We start from the raw sequence: 20734 nt of genomic DNA on the forward strand, positions 1-20734 counted from the left end.
TTACAATTAGTGTTACATTTTTTTGATAATTATAAGGACTTTTATAAATTTACATAACCATCAATGCTTCTGCAACCAGCTCGATTTCTTTTTGCTTTTCATCCTCTGTAGTTGTAACGTACAAATTCATTGTTATCCCAATGTTTGAATGACCCAGAATCTTTTGAAGTGTCTTAGGCTTCATTCCTGCTTCAATGCAACGAGTAGCAAACGTATGCCTCAAAATGTGCATAGAAAACGGCCTAATTGATGCCTTGCCACATATTTTATACAATCCTGTATCGTAAGTACTGTTCTTAATAGGAGTACCTTTTCGACAGAGAAAAACAAATTCTCTCCATTCCATAGGAATCACTTTGATCGTACTGTTCTTAAGTTTTTGGTCTTTCAAAATCCTTATGGCTTCATCCGTAAGCGGAATAACTCTATATCCAGACTTGCTTTTGGGTGGTCCAACCCGCCATTCTTTTGTTGAGTGTCTATACTCCATGGAACGGCTAACTTTGAGAATCCTCTCTTCAAAATCAATATCAGACCATTTTAATCCAACAAGTTCCCCTGTTCTCAACCCAGTCTGTAAAATAAACTTATATTGATTTTCATAGCTTTGATCACGAGCATACTCTAAAAATTTCTTCTGCTCATTAATTTTCAAAGCCCTTTTCTCCTCCGAAGGCTTTCCAATATCGCTTCGTACCGATCTTTTGCAAGGATTAGACGTAATGATATCATTTTCCTTTGCAAACTCCAGCATGTTATATAGAGCAATTCTTGTCTGATACATGGTTGATGTCTTATAACCTTCATCTGCCATAATAGTAAATATATTTTGACAATGAATATGTCCAACTTCAACCAATAGCATCTTCCCTATAACTTTGCTAATATTATGACGATAACGTTCTCTATAATTTCGAACAGTATTGGGTCTTTCTGTTTTTTCTTTTATAGAGATCCAGTATTCAAAAAAGGCATCTACCATCATAGAATTCGCTTCTGTTATACTGCTATGCTCATTTATATACCTTGCCTGATCAAGCCACTTTCTGCATTCTTGCAGCTTTTTAAAGCGCTTTACCCGCCTTACTCCCAGCTTATCAACAAAGCCAGCATTATAAAGACCATCTTTCTGCTGGGTGATGCCTACACCCAGTTCTTTTCCTTTTAAGTCTTTTCCCATAATAAGCTCCTTTAAATTAAAAGAAGCCTAAATACAGTATCTTATATAATACCATACATAGGCTTCTTTGTCTTATATTTCTTTAATCTAATTTGATGTTTTCATCTAAGAATTTCTCTAATTCTTTGCGCTTAACCAGCTTTTTCCTCCCACAATAAAGCACAAAGCTGCAGGAAGGTTTTCTAAGCATCGCAGCCAAACGATTCTGTCCTACATTGGTATACAAAGCAGCTTCTTCAATGGTTAGTAAATACTTTTCCCAGATAGGAACTTCTTTTTCCATCTCAGCATTTCTTTCATAAGATTCATTATTCATCATGGTGCCTCCACTGCGTCAGGAATAGTGAATCCCAACTGTTTTTCAATTGCTTTCTCAGCTCCGTTCATGTCCATATCATCAAGATGACCAATTACTCTTCCCAGCCTGCGTTTATCAATAGTTCTGACAGATTCTGCAAGAAGCATTGATGTCCTGTTCATAAAATCCGCATGTTGAAGTACATAATGGGTTGGAAGATCTTTCTTTTTCAAAGAAGAGGTTATAGGAACAATGGTTACTGTCGGAGAAAAGAAATTTCCGACATCATTCTGAAGAATAAGCACCGGTCTTTTTCCCTGCTGTTCACATCCGATACCATCCATCCCAAGATCTGCGATACAAACATCGCCACGTCTTACATCTTTGTAATTATTCATATGCGAATACTCCTTATACAATTTTTTCAAAGAGATGCCCCTTTCACTTGGTAGCCGGTAAGAAAAACATTTTTACAACCTTTTGTTAAACGATGCAGAATTTCACTTAGCTGCACTAAATTTTGTCTTTATCTTTCGGAATCTCTTCGCTACTGCCTGCTGTGAAATATTCATAATCACTGCAATTTCAGCTTGATTAAAGCCTTCCATCACATAGAGGGTAAGAAGTTCGATTTCATCTTTTGGAAGCTTAACGAGAACTCCATACAAAACCTCATTTTCAATCTCATCTATCCAGCTCCCCCGACGATCAGGATCTGATTCTGCTGCCGGAGTGAACATATTAGCGGAAATAGCTATTAAAGGACTTTCGCTTTCATCATCATTCCCGCCAACATCTAACGGTTGAGAATGTTCATAGAAGGATCTGTCTCTGTTGAAGACTTTGCAGTCATATTCATACATTTTCTGGATTGCATCTTCGCTCATTCCTGCAGCTGCATATTCAGCACGTAATTTTCCCCACTCCTTCTCAAATCTCTTTTTCTCTAAACCATGATTGAAGCACATACAGGACCTCCATTTCGTAAAAATTGATGGTTACGAAGCGGAGAACCCCATAAAAACAAAGAAAGACGGACACACTGACTATCAGGTGCGAGAGCTGGTGCTCTCCACTTCAGATTGCAGTGACCCGTCTTCATTCGTGTCGCTTGCTATTTAGTTGCCGTTACCTGCAGAGGGATGAAGAATTCCTTAAAGCGCTTGGGAATCGACTCTGTAGATTGCGGTGTAAATCTTGTTTACATATGTAATTCTAAGAAAAATGGAGAAATAATACGTTCCCCCAAAAATCAAACTTTTAGTTCGAAAAAATCGAACTTATCTTTTTGCAACTGCTCTCATCTGGAGAAGCATGATCTGCCTCGTGCTTTCATCGAGAGAAGCAAACAATTTCAATAATTCTGCGGAGTCAGCATCAAGATTAGGCGTCTTCTGCGTACCACAAACCAGATATTCCACAGTAGTTCCAAGAGTCTTCGCAAGTTCCGCGATCATGCTCTGTTTCATATCTCCGTGATCATTTTCGTAATAGGAAATCATGCTTTTCTTGGTAAGCATTGCTTCCGCAAGCTGTTCTTGTGTAATACCTTTTCTGATCCTTGCTGCTCTGATACGCTGCCCCAATGTCTCTTCCTTAACGTTTTTCATCTCTTCCTCTTTCCGGGTGATAACCGGAAAAAAGGACAAAATAAAAGACGCATGAAAAGAGTCAGCTTAATGCCGATTATCTTTTCATGCGTCCGCGGTGGGTCAAGCCCCCATATCATGAAGCCCTAATTCATTTTTGTGCAGCACATATACTGTGCCAGTTACAGGTCTTTCTTACAAGTAACATTTACCATGTAAATCTGCTCTCTTAAGAATATCTCTTTCAGTAAAATTCTTAAGAGTCACAGCCCTGGTGCATTTGTGGGTATGACATCTTATGATGATTCCATTCATTGCCGGAGTATCCATGTCTCCGGTAACTGCATAAGCCATCTTCATAGACTTTTTGCACTTCTTACAATAAAATTCTATCTCCTGCATTCTGACTCCTCACCTCCGATTCAGTATGGTTGTAATCCGAAGCTTGAAAAGGAAAGGGAAAGTCACCTTTGCAAGTTGTTGATTTGGTACAGAATGCGCAGAGGGTAGATGTTTCATTGCCCCCTACGCATGTAAACATCATTCATCATTAGCCTCTTCCCTCCATATTCCCTGATCTATACAGACAAGTTCCGAATGCACTGAGGTTGTGCTGCCTGTATGTTGCCTCCCTACTAATATCTTTCTTCAGTTGTCACATCCACTATATCGAACTGATGTACTTATTTTAATACCAAATATTTGGCAAATCAATAGTCACTTTAGTCTACTTATACCAAATTATTTGCCGATGATTTAAAAAAGTGGTACTATATAGGAAAATAATTCTCATTTTTTAGAAAGAGGTATGCCATGAAAGATGTTGGAGAGCTCCTGAGCCATTTTCGTAAGAAGTCGGGTCTTACACAGCTTAAACTTGCTCAGGAATTAGAGAAAAACGGAGTAAAGATAGGATACCGTTCCGTATCCAGTTGGGAGAAAAACGTCTGCGAGCCAACAGTCACAGTATTTTTGAATATATGCAAGATCCTGAATATCTCCGATGTGATGGAAGCGTACTTTGGAGAAAATACCAGTAATCCATTCAATAACCTGAATGAAGCTGGACGAAAAAAGGCTATGGAATATATAGCGCTTCTAGAAGGATATAATAATGGCGAATACCTGAAGGAAAAAACTGTTGAAGAAAGTTTAGAAGATGATGAGCACTTACACGTAGTAGAATTCCCGACATCTACGGTTTCTTTTATCCGTGTTTATGATAATCGTGTATCCGCCGGTCTTGGAAATTTCCTAGAAAGTGATTCTTATGATGAATTAAGCCGCAAAGACCACAATGTTCCGGCAGATGCCGATTTCGGTGTCCGTATCACCGGCGACAGTATGCAGCCAATATATATAAACGGTCAAATCGTATGGGTTCATCAGCAGGAAACACTTGAAGAAGGGCAAATAGGTATTTTTGAGCTGAATGGAGACTGCTACTGTAAGCAGCTTCATTATGAAAACCAACAGGCTCAGCTCATATCCATAAATAAAGAATACGCTCCCATAACAGTCAAAGAAGGTGATTTCTTCCGGACTTTTGGACGCGTACTCAGCTAACATTTTTATTTTATTTCAATCGGGGAGGTTATAGATATGTCAGTCATAAATCATCTTCGAGAAATACGTACAGGTAAAGGGCTCACCCAAAAAGAAGTAGCTGATGCACTTTCTATCAGCAAGGACTCCCTATCCCGGTACGAAACCGGAAAGCAGGATCCAAGGCTTGATGTTGCGATCAGACTCAGTAAATATTTAGAAGTTTCAATGGAAATTCTATATGACGTTGCTGCCGATTAAATTCCGGCAGTGTCATAGTTAATGCAAGATCATTTTTCCAAAAGCTTAGGTGTTGTTATGGTTATAAATAAAGTTGATGTAATATGCGAACACAAATCCGATGGTTCCATCATTCCTCTGAGATTTCAGATTCTCGATGAAGACGGAGCCTATCAGCGATTCAACATAAAAGGATATAAACTAAATGAAGTAGACGGAGCCTACACAACCAAAGACTGTCTCTACGTCTCACGCGGCACAAATATATATGAATGCAAGATAGATGTGCTGGGATATAAGAAATTCGTGCGGCTATATTACTTCGTCGATAGGTCTCAATGGAAGCTGGGGTTTGATTGAAGGATCAAACCCATTACATTTTTATTCCGATTCTACGAAATTTTCTTCTAATCTCTCAAAAGTTATATGTCAAAAAAACTTAAATTTAGGAACCGTGTTACTTTAAGAACCTATTATATGCTTAATTTTTTATAAAGTAACACGGTACATCTTTCCCGACTGATTCTATGTCCCGTCAATTGCATCACAGCTATCAAAAATCAATAGCATGACACCATAAGCAACATACATTATATTTCAACAGTATAATCTTTCCAGCTTAGTGCAGGAACCACAATAACCTCACTCCAAATTTTTCTCGGTCTCTGACCACCGTATTTATCATACGTAACATTTCCTGGAACAAATGAAGATCCAAAGGCAGTCTGATACTCATTATTCCACAATTCAATCCAATGGTCATAATTACCTATTTTCTTTGGTTCTTTTTCTAAGCTTTCAAACTTGCTCTTCCACTGTAAAACATTCTTTTCTGAAAGAGCAATTGAATTAGTATCAATTTGTGCTTCACTCACATTTACCGCAAACTTACAATTTTTAATTCCGCCAAACTCATACACTCTAATACTGTATTTCCCATCATCGATATCAATTGTCCAGAAATTATTCTTAATTTTTCTACCAATTCCTGACAGATTAAAATAAACCCTATAACTCAAATCCATGTTACGATTGACAGTATTTCCTGACAAATCCCATCCCCATGAAGTTTTTTTTGAATGCTGATACTTACCGGAATTTTCCGCGTCAGGTGCAAATGTATATGTACTATCAGTAGAAGAAAATAATATTCTATTTTCATCACCAGTAAAATAGTTACTCTTTTTATTGAAATCTTTTAATTTCGGTATTCTATCGATATAGGTGTGTCCGTTTTCGACCAAATAAGTTTTTATGATAACAGGTACAGATTTCAATGTAACAATGCCTTTATCATTTTCCAGTTCATAATCCAGAAGTTCCTTTCCGCCAACAGCATATTTGGTAGCAAACCTAAGCCAACATTTTTCATATCCCTTGGTGGTATCAAAAAATTTGTTAATATTATCTAAGAATTTCTCGATTATTTTTTCATCAGTTACATTATTATTTGTCTTAAAATCAAGGAGAAGATCAAACATTATCTTCATATGATTTAACTGTTTGATTTTTTCTTCTGCAACATTGCCATACTCATCATCATCCCATTCAAGGAATGAATGATTCCAGACATGCTCATTATTACATGCGTTAATATTAATAGCATCTAAAAGACTTTTCTTTACTGAATCAAATTGTGAAGCATACGCAAATACCGCTTTTGCCTCTCTAGTACGCATAAGTTCTTTGAACGAATCAGTTTCTTTTATGAGGCTTATATACGCTTTAAGTTTGGCACCATCCCATTTTGCTCTTCCACTCCAGTCTCCCAAGTCCCATTTTCCCAAGAACCCACATATATAATATAAGTAACCCCATCTCCATCTGCCTATTGGAACTTCATCAATATCTACTTCTGATGCAGCTCCATCTAAGATAATCTTTGACTTTATTTTTCGTTCTATAACTCTACACTTCAGATCATCCATTATTTCAAATGATACAAATGGAGAATCAATTTCAAAGTCGGTTTTCACAAAATATTCATCTACAGATGTATTGCTGGTGTTAGCTATTCCTTCTATCATCCTCGTGATAATATCTGCAAGCGCCTTTTCACCGGCTGTCTTCCAACTATCAAACCCCAAATCGCCCAAAGCACTTCTAAATTGTTCCCACTTAGTAGCAATAAGCGAATTATCATCTTTGTTGTTATTCCTATTCCATAATCTTGAAACAAACAGCACAAATGCAATTGCATGTATCCTAGTATATTCTTCTCTAATATTAAAGTCTTTATACTTAAAGGATAATTCCGTCCCACTGTTACAAAGAACTTCAAATACTGATTTTAACATATAAAGATACTTTGAAATTTTATCATCGCTAACTCGTTCCTGGCTTATCTTATAAATAACATCCTCATACGACTCATTAGAATTGATAGTAGAAACACTCAGGTCAGAAGGAATATTGCGCTCATTCACTAATGAATATACATAATAAACTAGTCTAAACCATTTCTCGCTCTCTTCATTAATTGCATTAGTCTTCTCTAGTAGTGAGTTTTCTTGCATACTGTTATAAAGACAATCAATATAAGCTCTATCATATGACCAAGAAATTGTATCTGCTAATGCTTCCTGCTCATCATCTGCACAGTATGCTAAATCCTTAATATGCTTCGTCTCAATCTCATCTATCATAGCCTTGAGATTCTCAAAATTTGTTAAACGCTTACCACGTGCATTCATTCGTGTGTACTTTTTTGCAGCATCTATCTCCGCATACTTATCATCACAATCACTTAAGCACGTAAAATAAACTGCAGGACAAGACGTATTATTTAAACTTGCCCAAAACGTCCCAAACTTTTCTTCATAATCTGAGAGTTTTCCGGATAACATGCATAAAAAATTCACACATGATACTACTGTAGGATCGTTTTCCCACTTATTCTTAAACCAGCTTTCATTTCTTATATCTGCTTGCTTATCTGCTTCTGATTTATCTGAATGCAGGATTTCAAATAACTCATCCGACTTCTCTACGTTATGTAAAAATGCAAAAAACTCTGATGCGGAATTTCTTGTCTTATAATCAAATTTCCACTCATCTATCTCACCGGTATTATCTGTTGCCATAGCCAAATACCAATGTAATAAATATAAAGATGTTAATCTTTGCTGCCCATCAACAGGATAGAAAATCTTGTCTGTTTCATTACCATAAATATAATTAAAATCCATTCTAAGATTAGGATTCTGCAAAATATCAATCCATTCATCGATTAATCGTGTTCTCACGCTAATAGCTTTAGGATCATTTCTTCCCTGAGCATAATCACGTTGAATAATAGGAATAATGATTTTTTTATTTTTAACTAATTCTTGAAAATTATCTTCTCTTCTCATAGTCCTATTCCCTTCCGTAATACTTACTCATTGAACTAATCATATCCATAATGTATTCTTTTCGTTCATTCATAAGCCACTGTTCAGTAGAAGTTTCTAAATCAATATATTTACCCATTAAAACATTTGAAGTGGCAATCGGTAAAAATACAGTTCCCTTATCAACAACATACTTTCTCTTTCCACTAAAATTTACATCTCTATATTTACCTGCTCTGTTAATAGAAACCGGAAGTAACATCATGTTTCCCATCGAATTATCATTCATAAACGCAGCAAGAGTCACATAGTCTGTCTGAACACCCAGACTATAATCCGATGGATTAATACTTTCATCTTTCTTAAAAAAAGCACGAATCTGATCTTCAATACGGTACTTTGTTCCTACTAAGAAAGATCTTATTTTCTCTCGTGAAGTATCATCTACGATTTGTGCTCTCTTCGTTCCATGATTACCAAAAGATATATCCTGGGCAGGTATACCAGAATTATCATATACTATATTCAATAAGTCTCTGTAATAATTTCTGATAAAATTTGATTTAACATTTTTTTCTTCTGCGTCTTCTGCCCAAAATCCAGATGGGTCCGCAACTTTAATGTCAATGCCATGCCATGAGATTAAACTTGGCAAAGGAGATGTTTTTTTCAAACGTTGATATTCAGTATCAATCTTGTTATCCCAGAATAAATAGTCGCTTCTAAAAAGCATGCAAACTTCTTGATCATAATATTTTTCATCATGAAAGAATTCATTTGCTTCCGTATCAAAATGTTCGCTTGCAAGGATTTCAGCTATTCTCACACTCACGTTATATTTAAACAATAAATCTCTTGTAAATTCCTTAATCTTGAAATATCTCCAAATATCAAAATACATATCATAACGATTCTTAGCATTCTTAAAGCACTGATCCGTATATTCCTTTTCTTCAGTCTCTCCTTGCATCTCATCGATATCTATCTCATACAAAGCTTCAATATACCCCTTATATATATTATTGTTAGGATTGCTGAAAATCTCCAATAGTCTAACTTTTTCTTCTAAGGGTGCTTTTTCAATGTAACCCTCATTCGTAGAATAGATATGCTCTATATCCCATTTACCAGTGATTTTATCAAAAAAGCTGAATCCAAATCTATTAATCGGATTTGAAGAATTAGTAATTGCAACATTATGAGCAACAAGAATATTTCTAATAGTATCATTCGGATACCTTACCTTCTTTACTGTATCAGCAATACCATCAGCAAACAGTAATTCACAAACAGCATTCTTAATAATCTCAGTTCTTGTATTTTTAGAAGATGCCAGCACCTCCAAATACTTGTCCAAGACCTTTCCATCATCTAGCTCGATCATTTTGTACAAAGAAAGTAAATTATAAATTTCATTATTGTCATAGAGTTCTTTTATTCCGTCAAAAAGATCACACACTTCCCTCCAAGCTGCTATCATTACTGAAGCAGATACTTCATCAACATTTTCATCCGAATATTTAGCATCTCTAAGTTCACTATCAATCCACTGTTTAACAGCCTTAAATAAAGAATTCTCTTCATATTGATTTCGTTCAATATTGTTCTTCTTTATTAACAAAAGAAAAATAGCATCAATCCTTGTCAACTGCTCATATTCTGTTTTTACAGATGAACCTATTGGCAGGAATTTCCAAAGTTCATCATTGTGTAATTCATTCTCGTAAATATCCCATATTTCTGAAATAAGCGTCTGTCGATCCTTAAGGTTAATCTCTCCTTTTCCATAATACTCCGGATTCATAAAGAGTGATTTTATAAGCTCCGAATCTGTAAGTTCCAGTCTTCCTGTATTTCTATCTGCAAAAATCTTCTGCTCCTTTTTATTCATATCCGCAGAGGACTCATCAATTTCGTCCCAAATGAACTTGGTCTTTTCAAGCAATATTTTATAAAGATATGTAGCAAATGCACTTACTAATCTATTCTCATCGTATTCTACATAATTTTCATCAAGTAGCTCTATAAATGCATTGTTCCTTTTCAAGAGCCATTTTTTCACAAAATAATAAGCCTGTAGAATATATGCAGCATCTATATTTGTACTCTCTGAATCATCAGACAATGTTTGTAAAAATTCCCTCGATTTTTTTCTCGACTCATATTCAATTGAGAATTTCAATGGGAATTTTTTATCTGAAAGAGAACATAGTGCTTTCATAATAATATACAACGTTGTTAATCTCTGCTGACCGTCAATTACGCTATATCCATTTTCAGTCTTTTTTAATACCAATGGCTGGAGACAATATTCAGTATCACGAACACAAGAATTGAGTTCTGTAATTACTTCATTTTCATCCATATAATCATTCTTTAAGAATCTATGATCTTCAACCAGTCTATCTTCAAAAATATCTTCAAGTAATTCTCGTACATTTACTTCATCCCAACGATAACCACGCTGATAACTTCCGATAACATATGAAAAACCAACTACATCCTTTAGTAATTTATAATTTTCATCCATAAGAATACCTCTCCTACCATTTCTTTAAAAAACTCCAATATCTATTCGATAGTTATTCAGCCTGTACTTTTCCTAGTATTATCCTGTAAAACGAATTATATCCAGCTAACTCAAGTTTACAAATCTGCCCTGCAGCGATTACTTGATTTACATCTTTTCTAATATCCTGACTTTTAGTTTGATATAGTAAGCATTCTTTTTAGTATCATTTACAAGCAGATAATCTCAACAGGGCATAATCTGCCTGAAGGAAATAATAAAATCCTTCTGAAAATACCGGTCTTCCGTACATAATATCCCTTTTCTTATCAAAGGGCGTATAGACCGCTCCGCTCTTGAGATCATAAAATTTTATGATGGAACCCGGGTATCCACCACAATCTGCATACTCTATCAGGTCATATAAATCACTTGAATCTGACATGGCATAAGCGAGTCGGTCCTGACCGTATATTTTCTCTATGCAAAAGCCATTTAATTCTTTGAATCATTTAATCATATACAGTACATCTCCCAAAACATTTTTTCATACTCGTCTTATATTTATTTCAAAATATGTTAATAAAAAAATCATTTACAACTGACTTATATGATTGTATAATTAGCAAGAACTAGAAGTTTAAGCGTTTTTGAATTCGGTGTTTATTTATAAATGCTTAATTCAAAAGCGGTGATCTTGAAATTATAAGGGCTTCACGAACGGTGTTTGTTTACAAATGCTTTAGTCGTGAAGTTCTTTTTATTTTCCCCATTTCAAATAATCATAAAACATGATAAGCCTTCTTATATTGGTTCTTGTTCCACTTGATGCTGTTTCCAAGACATTTACATCATTAGTAAAAATCTCTAGAAGAACTTTTTCTAACTCATTGACATCTATTTGGTCCTCAGTGAGATGTGAAATCAATCTCGTTGCTCTTTCCAAAGATGACTTTTCCTGATTCCAAATCTGAATAACCGATGTATACTCTCCAAGACATTGTCTGTTTTTCTTAATAGAGTTCGAAATAATATGATCAAAATCTAGTTTTTTAGCTAACTCTTCGCAATTTTTAAATACCCTTGTTGCCTTACTTAAGTATTTATTGAGCGGAAGCCTACCAGAGTTTTGTTTTATCACTGAAGGAAAAGCGTATTCCAAAAGATCGTCGGCAGCAACATCTAAATCATCAAGTATTATACTTCTATACCATTCGTTTGGCTTTAAGCCACTAAGACCTTTTAAGCCAAAGTCTGACATCTTACCAATTGACAGCACGAGTTCCTCATCGCCAACCCTTTTATCATCAAGCGCCGCTACACGCAAATGACCTGTTGGAACACTGGTGAGAGTGTAATCATATATTTCCTGCTTAAATCTTCTAAGAATCTTAACCGGAAGTTTTGCCCTTTTATTTTCCAAGGCTTTATATAATTGCATAAAATCTGACAAAGTAACCCTTTTCATAGAAAGTGGTTTGTCACCTGCCATAATTACATAAGGTGTAATTTCCGCCCCAACAAAGTTTTCTTTATATTCTACAAAAATGAATCTGTCTTCCAGCATTTTAAGCTGCTCATCATTCAAGCACTGAACTATCGATCTTATAATCTTAATAATATTGGCATCACTTATAGAATATCCCATGAAAATTATAGGATACTCCATAAAAATAGTAAGCAGTTTTGCGGCAAGGTACGCACTTTTTGAATCAAATTCAGAATAATCTTCCTCATTTATAACAATACTATTAGGTTTATCTATATCGCCATGAATCTTATATATTTCCGCTACTCCCTGCAATGCAGAAAAAATAAGTTCACTTTGTCCAATATATGTTGAATATCCGCTAAATACATTTTCTAGAAGCTTATCATAGTTAGTCGTTATAACACCAGAAATGCTTTTTTCTGATAGGAATCTTAGCTCATCTAATTCATCCTTATAAGCACCTTGTACTAAGCAGTTTTTGCGAATGAACTCTGCGATTTCTGCCTTAAAAGGAGATACTCCATTTTGAATCTCCTGCAAACCAGCTTCTTCAACAGTTCTTATGCTTGGATCTGCGAACCATTTTTCATCGTATTCATGTTGAATCAGTTCTGCAATCTTAGGCATGATCCCAGCCTTACATTCCAGGGCTTTTGCCTTGTTTTCAAATGCATTATATGCAAATTCATCCTTGCCGATCACATCAACAAAGTGTTTTAATAACCCCTTCCAATCAGGTAAGTTCAGATACCGTCTTGACATACCTGAGCCCACAAATAAAAAGGGAGTTGTATTAAAATTTTCTACTAGCTCTTCTAAAGTCACTTTTACGTCTCCTCCACGCATATTAAGTTTTTCCTATGAAAACGTCGGATAACATTGCCTTGCATAGGATGACTCACCACAAATATATGAGTCATCCTAGAAATTACTGCACATAACCTATTACTATATCGAATGAATTTAATCTGATATCCTTATGATTTGCTTCTATCAAATAATATATTCTCTTTGTGATACCTATTAATCCTCAAATCCAAAGTTGGTAATTTTCAGAGTACGACAGTTCTCAGATACAGTTCTTACAGTTGAAGAAGGGATACCTTTCGGTGCATTTACATTCACTTCCAGTGTCAATTCAACTTCACTTCCTTCAACAGCCATCAAGTGCTGAATGATTTCCTGGACATAATTGTTCATATCACGATTTACTCTGGTATTATCCAGTTTGGCACTCATAAAGAATCTTGTATTCTGCGGCGTTTCAGAAGAACCACTACCAGTATGACTTCCTGTGGAACTTTGACTTCCTGTAGGAGTATCAGTACTTCCACCACCTGTAGCAGAATCTCCTTCTCCTGAATTGGACATATCATCCCCTGAATTCCTAGGTTCATCTTTCTTTTCTGCTGCAATCTGCTTTAAAGCAACATTTATCTTAACAAGAAGATCTGACTGATTAAGAGAAAATACTGATTTGTTATATTTCAAATCAACGTATCGTTCCTGGCTATATGCTCCGGCCAGTGCAAAATACTCATCTGATGCTACACCTCGAAGAATTGCATCTTCCAAAACACTATAATTTGCAAGTCGAGGCAGGTAACAATAAGTGCTCAGATACTCCCATAATTTCTTTACCTGAATATCATTGCTGTCTTTCCAAAGCAGTTCATCAAGTGACATCTGCAGAAGTGCTGGAGCCCAGTTTGTAATCACCTGTTCATTCTGAACCATCTTCTTGGCTGCTTTGGCAACAATGCTTTCATCGCTTCCGCCAATATTGCTAGGTTCCCACTGAATAGTCTTCATATCTACATACTGATCTATAAATGGTACTAGAAGCCAACAGTAGGTTTCTTTAATTATCATTATTCTCCAGAAAGACACGTAAATCATTTTTCCTTAATTCTTTCCCCAATTCACTAATTGTTTCAAAGACTACAAATATACGCTTAGTCACCCTGTTCCTCTCCCATTACAAAGAACAAATCATCCAAATCCGTTTTATAATAATCACGCTCTGTCACCAAAAATGTATTATATATTCTTCGACTTTCCTGGGATTTTATAAGTTCTAAATACGCATCAGCTCCTATCTGTTCTGGAAAATATGTTAAATATATTTTTTTATCTTTATCATCAACCGAAATATTTAATGCAATCTTATAATCCTAATCAACAACCGTATTTAATAATAACTTCTTCTTAAACCCCCCGCGCTTTTCAGCCTTCCTTATTCGCGTCATTTCAAGTTCTTCCTTCGAATACCCCCTCGCCACAGCACAGGCATAAATCACTTCAAGCAAATCAGCTAGTTCCTCAACATTCTGGTCCTTATGATACTCAGCAAGTTCTTCATCTAATTTGGCATCTAGCGCCTTTAGATAATCCTCATCTGAAAGAATCTCAGTTTCACAATTTTTTCCGTCCGCTTCAATTATCTCCGGAATCTTATCTCTTACAAGTTTGTTATATGTTATTATCGCCATTGTAAACCCACTCCTTAAATCCTAACGTCTGTGCCGATTCATATACCGGCTTCAATACATGCTCCAACCGTGCTATAAAAGCATTTCTATCCAATCCATCTGCATAAAGCTGATTGCGAATCTCTTGATTATTTAAATGATATGGTGCTATTTTGTTAAATTCATGAGCAATCACTTCATTCTCCAACCTCATTCTATATGCTCTGTATTCTAATTCTCCAAGCGGTTCAAAATACATTTTCCACGAAGGTAACGAATTGCTTTTACTGCTATTAATTGACCTTGTCGTAGGGTGAAGATTCCACAATTCATCATGTGCCACATACTGCCAAGGAACAAAATGATCAACTGATATAATTACGTCATTTAACACAACATCGCCATAGATATCTCTTATTGACGGATCTATCTGTGCAATAAGGTTCCAGTACTTTCTCACACGCTCAATATCTCTTGCAATCGGCGCCTCAATCTTATCCGCTATACCAGGCACACTAGGGTTTTTGTTTTGCAGATATTGAATCAACTTCAGCTGCGTCCATCCTTTCAGAATGTCCTTATGCTTAAATAAGTATTCTGCCCATAATGCATCTACTTCAATCACCGTGCCAAGTCCACTAATGGCAATAAAATAATACATAAGTCTTCGCTGACGATTTATTTCATCTGTAAGATTCTTTTTCGAACCATTCCACATATTTCTTTCGATAGAAATCTCATCATAAAATGGCACTTGAAGACGATAAGGCACATTAAGCGTCAAATCTATTTTATACTTTTTAATAACTTTATCATCTGTATCTTGAAGAAAAGCTATAATCTTTTCTCTTTTCTCTGATGAACGGAATCCATACTCTGTATGAATATATTTAACAACTTCTTCCAGATTATCTGTTATTCCAAGCGGACCAAGACGAAGATGATACTCGGTCACCATATACCAAGCGTCTGCTATCATTTCATTAATCAATTTCTCAAATGTAAAGCGGTTCTTTTGTCCATCTAACTTGTGAAGAATGGCCTGAAACCAAAAGAACTTATAGCAGTTTGTGGTATTATCAAACAGTCTACTCAAATAACCAATATTTAGTTCTTCTGAATATGGTAACTGCATATTTTTCACTCTTACATTTCCCTTCGAATCTTATCAATCAATGTGATATCTGCTGGAAGCCATTCAACTGAATCAAGTTCATCTTTTGTAAGCCACTTAGCTGCCTCAGCTTCAAGTAGATTTAGTTCTCCGGATTTAACCTCACACCAAAAACAATCCATAGACAAATGAAAAGTTGGATAATCATATTCAATCGTATCGATTAATCCTTCGACAGCAATCACGGTCTCAAGTTCTTCTAAAATCTCACGTTTTAAAGCCTCTTGTAGTGTCTCTCCAGCTTCAATTTTTCCTCCTGGGAATTCCCATCCATCTTTATATTCTCCATAACCTCTTTGTGTTGCAAAGATGATAGGTTCACCAGCGTCATTTATTGATTTAATTACAGCAGCAACAACTCTTATTATCTTCATACAAAACACCCTTTAGCTTACAATTAGCTTCTTCGTTTGCTTAATATATTTTGCTGGAATTGCTTCTTCTAATTCCCAGGTAATATTCATAGGATTACTACCTGTATGCTTTACATAATCAACGAATCCTAAGACGCAATAGGACGCAGTATTCCCCCAAGCATCTTTTTTTGCCTCTCTAACACATAAAAGAACCTTACTTCCCATTGATCTATGATGAATATATCGTTGGCCTGTAGATGAATGACCACTTGTAGTGCTCTGGCTCTGCCAATGGAACAATGTCTCATTAATAGAAAAATCGTTGTACATTGTAGTTGGAGAGTAATCCTTATCCGACTTATTCAACGTAACAAATAACACATCTATTTTCTTTTCCGGTAACCACTTGACACCTTCTCTAACAGTCGTCGGTTTCAAATAATCAAGTGCTACCAATAACTGATCTCTTGAATATGTACAATGCAAATCTATTGGGCAATCAAATTTGAAGTCCATACTCTTATCAATAAAATCAATATTTTCATATAGATAGCTAAGTAGCTCTTTCATTTCTTTCAGCAACACAGGACTTGAAGCCAGATTCCCAATGTTTGCATAAGCTTTTTCTGGAGATACAAAATCAATCACATCCATCCAAACTGTTACATAAAACATTTGAAGCATTCGTTTCTCGATCTCTGTTAACTTGCTAAAGTCCATATTATCAATATCTTCCAACAAACCAATCACAAAACTAATTAGTCGTCTTGAATCAATTGATGCTAATCTTGATAATGCCTTTGTTATATCTTTTTCTGAGGACTCATTAAAATCCTCCATCACGCCGGCATTTACACAAAGTCTAGAGAAATTATCCTTTTTATATATGGCCCTTGGATCCATTCGATAATGTTTAAGGAAATTGGCCATTGTGAGTTCTTTCCCAGTGTCATCAGTAAATGTAGCTATTTTACTTACAATACCGTTTCTAGTTTCAATTGAACATTTTATATTCTGAAGAACATATTCTCTTGCCTTCTTTTCTAGATGTATATAGCATCCCTTTGGGACAGATACAAAGCCTTTCTTTAATTCATATTCTACGCTATGCTTTGTGTTCGATAATAGTGCATTAAATTTTTCTTCGTAATTATATTTTTTATTAGCCTGTCCAATAAAATCAAGAACTGTCAAGCAATCTTTGCTATCGTCTAATCGTAAACCTCTTCCCAACTGTTGTAAAAAGATAGTAAGCGATTCTGTCGGGCGCAAAAACAAGACAGTATTTACAGACGTAATATCAACACCCTCGTTGTACAAATCAACCACAAAAATTACTTTTAGTTCTCCTGCCTCCAATCGTTTCTTAGCTGTAGCTCTAGCTTCCTTACTCGAATCTGAATCTAATTCTAAAGATGAAATTCCATTATCATTAAAGAAATTTGCCATGAATTTTGCATGTTCTTTCGATACGCAGAATCCCAAAGCTTTCATTTCATCAATAGATGCTGTATATTTCACAACATTTTCAACTACATGTTTTGCTCTTTTGGTCGCAATTGCACCACTCAAAGAAAGAATATCACTTAACTCATGCCTGTCATATCCTCCTCGAGCCCATTTTACATCCGATAAATCTACAGTATCTGATACTCCAAAATACTGAAACGGACACAACAATTTTCTATCAATTGCCTCAGGCAAACGTATTTCTGCTGCAATTCGACCACTAAAATATTGAAGAATATCTTCCCCATCCATGCGTTCTGGCGTTGCAGTTAGCCCTAATAGTATTTGAGGGTTAAACTTAGCTAATGGTTCTTTATAAATTGGTGCTGTGGCATGATGAAATTCATCAACCACTATGAAATCATAATAGTCTTCTACCAATTCATCATATATTTTTCTTGAATTCAATGTCTGTATTGATACAAACAAATAATCCAATGTTTCAGGCTTATGATTACCAACCCATAAATCGCCAAAATTTAAATCCTTTAAAACTCCTCTGAAAGTTTCTATACTCTGCTCTAGAATTTCTTCTCTATGTGCAACAAATAGCAGTCTATTCTTCTTGCCGGGATTTTCCTGACAAAATCTTGCATAGTCAAATGCTGATATAACCGTCTTACCACATCCAGTCGCCGCAACTACCAAGTTTCTTGTATAGCCTAATATTTTTCTTTCGGCATCAAGCTTATCTAGAATTTCCTGCTGATAAGAATACGGCCTGATATCAAATACAAATCTTCGTCCCTCACCTTCCCCAATATATTTTTCATTTTTCAAAGCTTGGATTAACCTAGTTTTTTGAGATTCGTCATAAGTCTCAAATTCTCTATCATTCCAATAACTCTCAAATGTAGCTGCAACCTTTTCTATTGTTGCCGCCATATCCTTTTCTGCCGCTTTTACATTCCATTCTAAGCCACTTGTAAGGGCAGCATTAGACATATTTGACGATCCAATATACGCGGTTGTAAATCCAGTGTCTCTGTAAAACATATATGACTTAGCATGAAGACGAGTTCTCTTTGTATCATATGAAATTTTAATCTCAGTGTTGATTAATTTGGATAGTTCCTCAACCGCTTTTACATCAGTTGCCCCCATGTATGAGGTACAGATAACTCGCAACTGTCCCCCGTTACTTGTAAACTCTTTTAATTCTTCAAGAAGTTCTCTCAGGCCACTCCACTTAATAAATGAAACCAACATATCAATTTTATTTGCCGATACTATTTCTTTTTTCAGTTCGGTAAGCATTTGAGGTTCTCTTACTGCACCGGTAAATAAACTACTATATGCTATAGATGTCTCAGGTCGATTAATATCTTTTGCTTTCTTTCCCAGCAATATTCTCTCATCATTCTCATTTAGCAAGGTCAATAACTGGTCGCCTTCCGATCCAATCATAAGCTGATTTTTTGATTCCGAATCAACCATCCCAATAACACTATTAATATACTCAATCTGGTTACTGAGCGCATCATCCCCTGAATTCTCATATATTTCATCCATTTTTTTCTTTAAGAGTTCAGCAACATATGTAGACAAAACTCTTGAAGCTTCGGCTGAATCAACTTTTTCCTTATACTTACATTCTTCTGGAAGCAGCTCAAGCTCACTATTAAGTTGTCCATTTATAATTTGCTCATATAACCCAGGTTTCATAATGCCTCCACATGAATCTTTTATAATTGATCGTACTTCGCTGCACTTCCTTTTGCTTTTTCTACCGGATACTTCGCCTCGTTCTGCGCCATCTTCATATTTACGATTTCATCTGGATCGAGTCCAAGCTTATCTGCAAGATTCTGACAGTAAACCATGACATCAGCAAGCTCCTCTTTAACATGCTCCAAGTCATATTCTTCTTCAGACCACTGAAAACACTCCAATAATTCTGCCGCTTCAATCACTATAGACTTTGCCAGATTAGCCGGTGAATGGAACTGGTTCCAGTCTCGATCTTCTGTAAATTTTCTAATTCGATTAATTGTTTCCTGATTCATTAGTATCCTCGGCATTTAGGGCATAAAGAAACTTACCGTACTCAAGCAAACGATTTGCTCTTTCATTTCGAGCATCGTTTCTTAAGACAGCATCACCTATCTGGTAATCGATATCCTGTTGTCTATTTCCAAATAGTTTGTCCAAAAGCCCCATACATCATAATCTCCAAATATGCTTATTATACATATTTTAACACATCAGTAACGGATAATGGGTAATCGAGTAGGAGGGAAAATTAAATACATTTTCCCGACCTCTCAGTCGAGTAAGTAAGGGGAGTTTCACCCCAAACTTCTCACGGAACCGTACGTGAAGATCTCCCTTCATACGGCTCTTATCATTTAACAATACGAATACATATAGCTCCAATGAGCAAATAACCTAGGCTCTCGTTTTCTCACAGACGAGAGCCATTTTTCAGCTCTACGTCTATGCCCACGGAAATTCTTATATTTGCACATTGCCCATTTAACCAATCTACGCTCTACGCATTGTAACGTATATTTCATAGCTGAGGGATTAAACTTCCCAAAGTAATTAGTCCAGCCTCTTAGCATGGGGTTAAGAAGTTCCGCAATCATGTTGATTTTACAGCCCGTTCTCTTATGGATTTCTAATGCTTTGACCTTGTCTCTGAATGTCTTAGCAGACGCCTACTACAATGTAATTGTTGGATATATAAAAATATTTATCATTCAGTTTTCCAACCTCATTATTAAGCTAAAATGAGAGGATAAATGGTTTATCGGGGACACCCTACTACCTTGTCTTTGAATTCTTCGTAGTTCATCGCCTACCTCCTTCTGAAAGTAAATAGTTTCAGGCTCAAAATGAGCGCAAAAAAAGCAGCTACCTCGTTTGAGATAACTGCTCTATGTAATATTCAAAATACTTAAATATATGTTAAATCCATTGTTTTTATCGGCGAAACACGTTAATATACATGTACAAGGTAGTACATGATACTACTGGGGCTGGTCGTAAGACCCGGGTCCAACGATACGGTGTGGGTGTCCCACACCATTTTTTTGC

19 protein-coding genes and 1 pseudogene are annotated in these 20734 nt (G+C 35.8%); 2 read left to right on the forward strand and 18 right to left on the reverse strand.

Annotated elements, in window-relative coordinates:
* Positions 1-49: 49 nt before the first annotated feature.
* From G634_RS0102315 to G634_RS0102340, 6 genes are all read right to left on the reverse strand, one after another.
* Entirely contained in the window at positions 50-1180 is a 1131-nt protein-coding gene (locus G634_RS0102315; RefSeq protein ID WP_026503944.1) for a tyrosine-type recombinase/integrase, read from the reverse strand.
* Between the two features lie 82 nt (positions 1181-1262).
* Positions 1263-1499 carry an excisionase gene (locus tag G634_RS0102320; RefSeq protein WP_330364734.1) on the reverse strand — a complete coding sequence of 79 codons (237 nt, stop codon included), beginning with the start codon at positions 1497-1499 and terminating at the stop codon, positions 1263-1265.
* Complete coding sequence (locus G634_RS0102325) at positions 1496-1876, reverse strand: type II toxin-antitoxin system PemK/MazF family toxin (RefSeq protein ID WP_026503946.1); 381 nt, start codon at positions 1874-1876, stop codon at positions 1496-1498. Before G634_RS0102325 ends, G634_RS0102320 begins: the two co-directional genes overlap by 4 nt.
* A gap of 102 nt (positions 1877-1978) precedes the next feature.
* The gene (locus G634_RS0102330; protein ID WP_026503947.1) at positions 1979-2446 is read right to left on the reverse strand and encodes a sigma-70 family RNA polymerase sigma factor; all 468 of its coding nucleotides are present in this window, start codon (positions 2444-2446) and stop codon (positions 1979-1981) included.
* A gap of 312 nt (positions 2447-2758) precedes the next feature.
* Complete coding sequence (locus G634_RS20070; RefSeq protein ID WP_051233632.1) at positions 2759-3088, reverse strand: helix-turn-helix domain-containing protein; 330 nt, start codon at positions 3086-3088, stop codon at positions 2759-2761.
* 174 nt (positions 3089-3262) lie between these two features.
* Positions 3263-3469: a hypothetical protein gene (locus G634_RS0102340; protein WP_026503948.1), complete on the reverse strand. Its 207-nt coding sequence runs from the start codon at positions 3467-3469 to the stop codon at positions 3263-3265.
* A gap of 411 nt (positions 3470-3880) precedes the next feature.
* On the opposite strand from G634_RS0102340, the gene G634_RS0102345 reads away from it, so the two are divergent.
* Entirely contained in the window at positions 3881-4633 is a 753-nt protein-coding gene (locus G634_RS0102345) for an XRE family transcriptional regulator (RefSeq protein ID WP_026503949.1), read from the forward strand.
* Between the two features lie 36 nt (positions 4634-4669).
* Positions 4670-4873: a helix-turn-helix transcriptional regulator gene (locus tag G634_RS0102350; RefSeq protein WP_026503950.1), complete on the forward strand. Its 204-nt coding sequence runs from the start codon at positions 4670-4672 to the stop codon at positions 4871-4873.
* Positions 4874-5442: 569 nt separating this feature from the next.
* Here the strand turns inward: G634_RS0102350 and G634_RS0102360 are convergent.
* The 12 genes and pseudogenes from G634_RS0102360 to G634_RS20685 all read right to left on the reverse strand — a co-directional run.
* On the reverse strand, positions 5443-8205 hold the full coding sequence (locus G634_RS0102360) for a DUF262 domain-containing protein (protein ID WP_026503952.1): 2763 nt from the start codon (positions 8203-8205) through the stop codon (positions 5443-5445).
* Between the two features lie 4 nt (positions 8206-8209).
* The gene (locus tag G634_RS0102365) at positions 8210-10714 is read right to left on the reverse strand and encodes a DUF262 domain-containing protein (protein ID WP_026503953.1); all 2505 of its coding nucleotides are present in this window, start codon (positions 10712-10714) and stop codon (positions 8210-8212) included.
* Between the two features lie 205 nt (positions 10715-10919).
* On the reverse strand, positions 10920-11138 hold the full coding sequence (locus G634_RS17670) for a hypothetical protein (RefSeq protein WP_026503954.1): 219 nt from the start codon (positions 11136-11138) through the stop codon (positions 10920-10922).
* A 315-nt stretch (positions 11139-11453) separates the two neighbouring features.
* On the reverse strand, positions 11454-13010 hold the full coding sequence (locus G634_RS0102375) for an SIR2 family protein (protein WP_026503955.1): 1557 nt from the start codon (positions 13008-13010) through the stop codon (positions 11454-11456).
* A 198-nt stretch (positions 13011-13208) separates the two neighbouring features.
* Positions 13209-14057, reverse strand: coding sequence for a hypothetical protein (locus G634_RS0102380; protein WP_026503956.1), 849 nt, complete (start codon positions 14055-14057; stop codon positions 13209-13211).
* A gap of 302 nt (positions 14058-14359) precedes the next feature.
* Positions 14360-14677: a nucleoside triphosphate pyrophosphohydrolase gene (locus G634_RS0102390; RefSeq protein ID WP_330364735.1), complete on the reverse strand. Its 318-nt coding sequence runs from the start codon at positions 14675-14677 to the stop codon at positions 14360-14362.
* Positions 14658-15791, reverse strand: a complete 1134-nt coding sequence (locus G634_RS20075) for an HNH endonuclease domain-containing protein (RefSeq protein WP_026503958.1) — start codon at positions 15789-15791, stop codon at positions 14658-14660. Before G634_RS20075 ends, G634_RS0102390 begins: the two co-directional genes overlap by 20 nt.
* 11 nt (positions 15792-15802) lie before the next feature.
* Positions 15803-16204 carry a (deoxy)nucleoside triphosphate pyrophosphohydrolase gene (locus G634_RS0102400; RefSeq protein ID WP_026503959.1) on the reverse strand — a complete coding sequence of 134 codons (402 nt, stop codon included), beginning with the start codon at positions 16202-16204 and terminating at the stop codon, positions 15803-15805.
* A gap of 12 nt (positions 16205-16216) precedes the next feature.
* Positions 16217-19360, reverse strand: a complete 3144-nt coding sequence (locus tag G634_RS0102405) for a DEAD/DEAH box helicase (protein ID WP_242826749.1) — start codon at positions 19358-19360, stop codon at positions 16217-16219.
* Between the two features lie 20 nt (positions 19361-19380).
* Positions 19381-19701 carry a nucleotide pyrophosphohydrolase gene (locus tag G634_RS0102410; RefSeq protein WP_026503961.1) on the reverse strand — a complete coding sequence of 107 codons (321 nt, stop codon included), beginning with the start codon at positions 19699-19701 and terminating at the stop codon, positions 19381-19383.
* Positions 19682-19855, reverse strand: a complete 174-nt coding sequence (locus G634_RS21085) for a hypothetical protein (protein ID WP_155830490.1) — start codon at positions 19853-19855, stop codon at positions 19682-19684. The genes G634_RS0102410 and G634_RS21085 overlap by 20 nt, the downstream gene beginning before the upstream one ends.
* Before the next feature lie 188 nt (positions 19856-20043).
* Positions 20044-20334 (reverse strand): annotated as a pseudogene (locus G634_RS20685) (group II intron maturase-specific domain-containing protein); the annotation flags it as partial.
* Positions 20335-20734 lie beyond the last annotated feature (400 nt).

It is taken from the genome of Butyrivibrio sp. NC3005 (assembly GCF_000424545.1).
In the GTDB taxonomy this organism is placed as follows: Bacteria; Bacillota; Clostridia; order Lachnospirales; family Lachnospiraceae; genus Butyrivibrio.

Excerpts from the sequence above, each read along its gene's own strand:
- G634_RS0102340 (WP_026503948.1), bottom strand. The coding sequence starts at position 3,469 with ATGCAGGAGATAGAATTTTATTGTAAGAAGTGCAAAAAGTCTATGAAG.
- G634_RS0102345 (WP_026503949.1), top strand. The coding sequence starts at position 3,881 with ATGAAAGATGTTGGAGAGCTCCTGAGCCATTTTCGTAAGAAGTCGGGT.
- G634_RS0102390 (WP_330364735.1), bottom strand. The coding sequence starts at position 14,677 with ATGGCGATAATAACATATAACAAACTTGTAAGAGATAAGATTCCGGAG.
- G634_RS0102365 (WP_026503953.1), bottom strand. The coding sequence starts at position 10,714 with ATGGATGAAAATTATAAATTACTAAAGGATGTAGTTGGTTTTTCATAT.
- G634_RS0102350 (WP_026503950.1), top strand. The coding sequence starts at position 4,670 with ATGTCAGTCATAAATCATCTTCGAGAAATACGTACAGGTAAAGGGCTC.
- G634_RS0102315 (WP_026503944.1), bottom strand. The coding sequence starts at position 1,180 with ATGGGAAAAGACTTAAAAGGAAAAGAACTGGGTGTAGGCATCACCCAG.
- G634_RS0102360 (WP_026503952.1), bottom strand. The coding sequence starts at position 8,205 with ATGAGAAGAGAAGATAATTTTCAAGAATTAGTTAAAAATAAAAAAATC.
- G634_RS0102320 (WP_330364734.1), bottom strand. The coding sequence starts at position 1,499 with ATGATGAATAATGAATCTTATGAAAGAAATGCTGAGATGGAAAAAGAA.
- G634_RS0102325 (WP_026503946.1), bottom strand. The coding sequence starts at position 1,876 with ATGAATAATTACAAAGATGTAAGACGTGGCGATGTTTGTATCGCAGAT.
- G634_RS20075 (WP_026503958.1), bottom strand. The coding sequence starts at position 15,791 with ATGCAGTTACCATATTCAGAAGAACTAAATATTGGTTATTTGAGTAGA.
- G634_RS17670 (WP_026503954.1), bottom strand. The coding sequence starts at position 11,138 with ATGTCAGATTCAAGTGATTTATATGACCTGATAGAGTATGCAGATTGT.
- G634_RS0102400 (WP_026503959.1), bottom strand. The coding sequence starts at position 16,204 with ATGAAGATAATAAGAGTTGTTGCTGCTGTAATTAAATCAATAAATGAC.
- G634_RS20070 (WP_051233632.1), bottom strand. The coding sequence starts at position 3,088 with ATGAAAAACGTTAAGGAAGAGACATTGGGGCAGCGTATCAGAGCAGCA.
- G634_RS0102380 (WP_026503956.1), bottom strand. The coding sequence starts at position 14,057 with ATGATAATTAAAGAAACCTACTGTTGGCTTCTAGTACCATTTATAGAT.
- G634_RS0102405 (WP_242826749.1), bottom strand. The coding sequence starts at position 19,360 with ATGAAACCTGGGTTATATGAGCAAATTATAAATGGACAACTTAATAGT.
- G634_RS21085 (WP_155830490.1), bottom strand. The coding sequence starts at position 19,855 with ATGGGGCTTTTGGACAAACTATTTGGAAATAGACAACAGGATATCGAT.
- G634_RS0102410 (WP_026503961.1), bottom strand. The coding sequence starts at position 19,701 with ATGAATCAGGAAACAATTAATCGAATTAGAAAATTTACAGAAGATCGA.
- G634_RS0102330 (WP_026503947.1), bottom strand. The coding sequence starts at position 2,446 with ATGTGCTTCAATCATGGTTTAGAGAAAAAGAGATTTGAGAAGGAGTGG.